This is a genomic window from Pirellulales bacterium (assembly GCA_036267355.1).
GTDB lineage: Bacteria > Planctomycetota > Planctomycetia > Pirellulales > DATAWG01 > DATAWG01.
The window spans coordinates 1-5237 of sequence record DATAWG010000117.1 but is presented as its reverse complement, the minus strand read 5'-3'; the positions used below and the strand labels follow the sequence as shown (position 1 = coordinate 5237).

The 5237-nt window shown below is 59.7% G+C and carries 3 protein-coding genes; all 3 read left to right on the top strand.

The features are described 5' to 3' along the window. Nucleotides 1–582: 582 nt before the first annotated feature. The gene (gene cas9 / locus VHX65_18410; protein HEX4000528.1) at nt 583–3843 is read left to right on the top strand and encodes a type II CRISPR RNA-guided endonuclease Cas9; all 3261 of its coding nucleotides are present in this window, start codon (nt 583–585) and stop codon (nt 3841–3843) included. A gap of 50 nt (nt 3844–3893) precedes the next feature. Continuing rightward, a complete protein-coding gene (gene cas1, locus VHX65_18405) occupies nt 3894–4811 on the top strand; it encodes a type II CRISPR-associated endonuclease Cas1 (protein HEX4000527.1) in 918 nt (305 codons plus the stop codon). A gap of 77 nt (nt 4812–4888) precedes the next feature. Continuing rightward, nucleotides 4889–5237, top strand: a 349-nt coding sequence (locus VHX65_18400) for a hypothetical protein (GenBank protein HEX4000526.1), incomplete at its 3' end; no start/stop codon positions are given.

The window sequence follows — 5237 nt, the reverse complement described above, 5'->3', positions numbered from 1 at the left end:
TCAAACTTCTGAATCCATGGTTCGACCACCGATTGGACCGTGCGCGGCAGGCGCGGCTGCCGCGCTTGGCCGAAAGCCGGCAGACCGGCGGCAAACGCAACGCCCATTGCGACGATTGCAAATCGAAGCTGCATCGAATGGCTCCCACAATAGCTTGAAGCCAGCGAAGCGGATGGTGCGGAACTGCCCGTCACTTTATCGCGTGCCGATCGAGCCCACAATTCACGAGTCGTCGGTCGCTTCGCGAACGGATCGGCGCACGACACTTGCAGCGCACGCGAGCGCCGCAAATAATGAGCCCCCGACGAAAAGAAGGCTTTGCGGGCGCCGCGAAGCTTGCGAAAATGACTGGTCGGCTGTTGCGAACTTCGGGGCGTACGGGATCGCGACCTGTCCAAAGGGCGCGCAAAAAAAGGGGGCTCCAGGCCCCCACCGGATTGAACCGTGCGATACAAGCGGAAGCTTGCGCACTTACTGTGATAAACAGGGTGAATAGCAACCGCCGCTCGGATACATTAGATGTTATCATAGGGGCCTGCTCGGGAATTGCAAGCGTTTTCCTCGGATTGGACTCGCCGCGCTATGGAAATATCTGCCGCGCCCGCACGATATGTTCTCGGACTCGATATTGGGGCCTCGTCGGTCGGCTGGGCCTGTCTTCGGCTCCGCGATAGGCGCCCGCACGGAATAATTGCCACGGGGGTGCGGCTGTTTGACGCCGGAATGTCGGGCACGTCGAGGGATTTTTCGCGTGGCCGCGAAGAGTCGCACGCAGTCGCTCGAAGGAAGGGACGATTGATTCGGCGCCAATTTCGTCGCCGAGCGTCGCGGCGGTGGGAGGTGTTTCGGCTCCTGCAAAACGCCGGCCTATTACCGTCCGAACCGGTCGCGGAGCGCGGGGCTCTGTCCGACTACATCGCGCGGCTCGACCAATCGCTCGCTGCCGATTATTGCCAAAAAGGGGACCATCGTTCGGCCCAACTGCTGGTCTATCGCATTCGGGCACGTGCCGCCCGGGAACCGGTTGAAGCGTTCGCACTGGGCAGGGCGTTGCTACACTTGGCGAAACGGCGTGGCTTCAACAGCAATCTTCGCGGGGCGCCGAAAGATGAGGAAGACACGGGAGTGGTGAAGCCAGCCATCCGGTCGCTGGCCAACGATTTAGTCACCGGGAATTTTACTCTCGGAGGTTTCCTGGCAACCCAAGACCCGTTTGAAAAGGGTTTGCCGAACAAAGGCATTCGCAAGCGATGGACGGGCCGCGAAATGTATCTCGACGAGTTCGAACGCATCTGGCAAATCCAGGCTCCCCACCACGCGCAACAACTCACCGAGGCTCTGCGGAAGAAACTGCGAAAGGCGATTTTCTTCCAACGGCCGCTCCGCAGCGCGAAAGGGCTCGTCGGCAAATGCAGTCTGGAGCCGAAAAAAAGGCGATTGGCGGCCGCCCATCCGCTGGCCCAAGAAGTCCGGATGCTGCAATTCATCAACCACGTTCGAGTCCGGAAACGGGGCGAGCTCGACCGTCCGCTCGACGACGCCGAGCGTGAACGCGCCATAGCCGCATTGCAGCAGCGCGGCCGGATGAAATTGGCCGACTTCCGTAACACGGTTGGCCTACCCAAGGGAAATAGCCTTAACTTTGCCGGCGACGATGACGAGCATGCTCGCGGAATGGGGACCGTCGCCGAATTGCGCGGCATCCTCGGCCCGCGCTGGGACAGCCTTGGTGAGGCCGATCAGGAACGCTTGTTTTACGAGGTTCTGAGTTTCAACAAGCGTGACGCTCTTGTTCGTCGCCTCAAGGGTCATTGGGGCTTCGACGACCACCAAGCCGAACTTTTGGCGGACGTGACGCTCGAACAGGGCTATGCGAACCATTCCCGACAGGCACTGCTGAAGCTGCAGGAGTACCTCTCGAAGAAAGATCTCGAGCTCGGTCGTTGGCCGACGTACACCGAGGCCAAGCTGATGGCGTACCCGAATGCCCACGCCGCCGAGGTGGCATTCGACAGGCTTCCGCCGGTAGTTGGTCATGTCCCAAACGTCCGAAGTCCGGCGATAATTCGCGCTCTTACCGAAGTCCGCAAGGTCGTCAACGAACTGATCGACCGCTTCGGTAAACCGGAACTCGTTCGCATCGAGTTGGCTCGCGATCTAAAGCGTTCAAAGAAGGAACGAAAGAGAGTTGAGGAGATCATCAGAGAACAAACCGCAAAACGACGCAAAGCATTGGCGGCCGTCCGCGCCGAGTTCGATAATTATCCCGAGAAACGTGGCTACGATCGTGGGATCGAAATGTACCTTCTGGCTGAAGAGTGCAATTGGGTCTGCCCCTACACAGGCGAGGAAATACATAGCGTCGGCGATCTAATTGGCTCTGCGACGCGGTTCGATGTCGAACATATTTACCCCCGCCGCTACTTGGACGATTCGTTCGGCAACAAGACACTCTGCCTGCATGAGGAGAATCGGAACGTAAAACGCGACCGGTTGCCGGCAGTCGCTTACGCCGACGACCCCGCGCGCTATCGCGAAATCTTGGCGAGGGTAAAGAAATTCAAGGGTCCGGCGGCTGCGAAGAAGCTCGCTCGCTTTCAGGTCCCCCAGGTCGATGAGGAATTTGCCTCGCGGCAATTAAACGACACGCGGTATGCTGGGGTCGCGGCGGCGGATTACCTCGGACTCCTCTATGGCGGACGGAATGACGCCAATGGCCGTCAGCGCGTCAGTACGCTGACGGGTGGCCTGACTGCCGCACTACGTGGCCAATGGCGATTGAACCAGATTCTCGGCATTGATGACGAAAAAAATCGGGCCGACCATCGGCAACATGCTGTCGACGCCGTCGTCGCCGCCTGCACTGATATGGGAACGGTGACGGCGCTGCAAACCGCCGCAGCCGCGGCATGGCAGCAGGGCAAACCCCGTGGCCTCCCCCAAATTGATCCGCCGTGGGCCGGTTTGCTCGACGAAACACGCCGGAGCGTGCGGTCGATCCTCGTCTCGCATCGGCAGAGCCGACGCCTGAACGGCCCACTACACGCCGACACGAATTACGCGATCGTCGCGGGCGAGGGTAGCGCCAAGTCGAAGGTCCGCAAGCCGCTGTCCGGCCTCTCGGAAACCGAGATCAACGGCGACTCAATCGTTGATTCGGAGGTGCGGCGCTTGGTGCGGTCGAAGTACGCCGAACTGAAGGAGCGGTTCGGTTCCGGCAAGAAGCCAATAGAACTGTTTAATTCTTTGGCGAATCATCCGTTTCTGGAAAATCGCGACGGCACCAAAACGCCCATTCATAGCGTGCGCGTCTGGGCTGAAAAGAAGGCATTCGCCGTGCGTCCGGGCGACCCGACTCGCAACGTCGCTGCCACTCAAGGCTCGAACTTCTGCAGTCGCATCCGGGCCGTCGTCGACAAGGAAGGCAACGAAATCGGCTGGACTGATCAGCTCGTCAACCGCTTAGAAGCGATGCGGATGCGGAATCAGGACCAACAAGTCGATCCGCTCGAGAAATTTGCGTTATTTGCAAACGAGCACGTCCTCATGCCCGATAAACAGGGCGAGTGGCAGTTATATCGAGTTCTAAGCCTGTCCAAGGAGAATTATGAAATCCGTCTGCATCATGACGGTCGCGATAGTTCAGAGGTGCGGAAATCAAAAGATCGTCCGTCAATCCGCTCTGGCGCGCTTTCAGAAAGGCGGTTCCGTAAAGTCTCAGTCTCCCCGACCGGCCGGCTCACCGACCCGCTGACTGGAGTCGAAATCGACATATCAACCCTTGAAAGATGGACCCCGCCGAAGCAGACTAGAAGGAAAGGCCGGAAGAAGAAGGATCGCTAACCAAAAAATCACGGACGGTTGCAACTGCCACCGCGGCAAAAGTTGCAGCCATGCACCGCATTCTGGACATCTCCGAAGCCCCCGCCCGGCTCCGCATCGAGCATGGCTGCCTCTGCGTCGAGGCAAGTGACGCTCCGGGCATTCGCATCCCGGCCTGCGAAGTCGCCGTCGTCGTACTGGCGCATCCGCAAATCACATGCACGCAGGCAGTGCTTTCGGAGTTGGCCGCCGCCGGTGGGGTACTAGTAATCTGCGACGGCAAACGTCTGCCTGTTGGGCTCCAGCTTCCGCTGCAATCGCATTACGTGCAGGGCGAGCGTTTCCTGGCCCAAGCGAGGGCCAAGCTGCCGCTCCGCAAGCGTCTCTGGCAGGAAATCGTGCAGGCCAAGATTCGCCTTCAAGGCTCGGTGCTCATGCAGCTGCGGGGCACCGACGCCGGACTGACCGCCCTGGCTCGCACCGTGCAAAGCGGTGATCCGTCCAACGTCGAGGCGCAGGCGGCCCGCCGCTATTGGCAACACCTCTTCCCTGGTGTCGACTTCCATCGCGACCGCGACGCGCCAAACCAAAATCAACTGCTGAACTACGGCTATGCCGTGTTGCGCGCGATCGCCGCCCGTGCGGCGTGTGCGGCCGGATTGCATCCGTCGCTCGGTGTTCACCACCGAAATCGCTACAACCCTTTTTGCCTCGCCGATGACATCATGGAACCGTTTCGGCCCGCGATCGATACTATTGTGGCGCAAATGGTGGAGGAACGGGGCACCGACGCCCCGCTGGCCTACGACTCACGCCGCCGGCTGCTTGACGCCGTCTGTGGCCACTGGCGCGTCAACGAGGAAAGCCGCTCCTTATTCGAGGCGAATGAGATGCTTGCCTCAAGCCTTGTTGAGAATTTTCTGGGTCCACGACGACGACTTCGACTCCCTGCCTTGCTGGAGCCATCGCGTGACGCGTCGCCCGCCTGATTTTTCGGAGTACAAAGCCATGTGGCTAATGGTGATGTTTGATCTCCCGGTGAAGACTAAGATCGACCGCCGACGATATGGCCGGTTCCGTTCCTTGCTTCTGGAGCAAGGATTCAGCCGGCTACAGTTCTCGGTTTACGCGGCCTTTCAGTTCAGAGGAGGCCGGCGAGCCGTGCCGCAACCGGCTGACGCGTGAGTTGCCCGTGCAAGGCCACGTCCGGCTGCTGTTGGTAACCGACCGGCAATTCGCGAAAATGCGGACCTATTTCGGGAAAAAACACGCTCCTATTGATCTTTGCGTTGTGAATGAGCCATTTGGTACGCTGGGCGTAGAATGTATGCATGAGAACCAAGGGAACGGCGGCAGAACTGACCGTGCGCCGGCGGATCGGCGGGAAGCTGCTTCTGCAAGGGAAGAAGCTTACC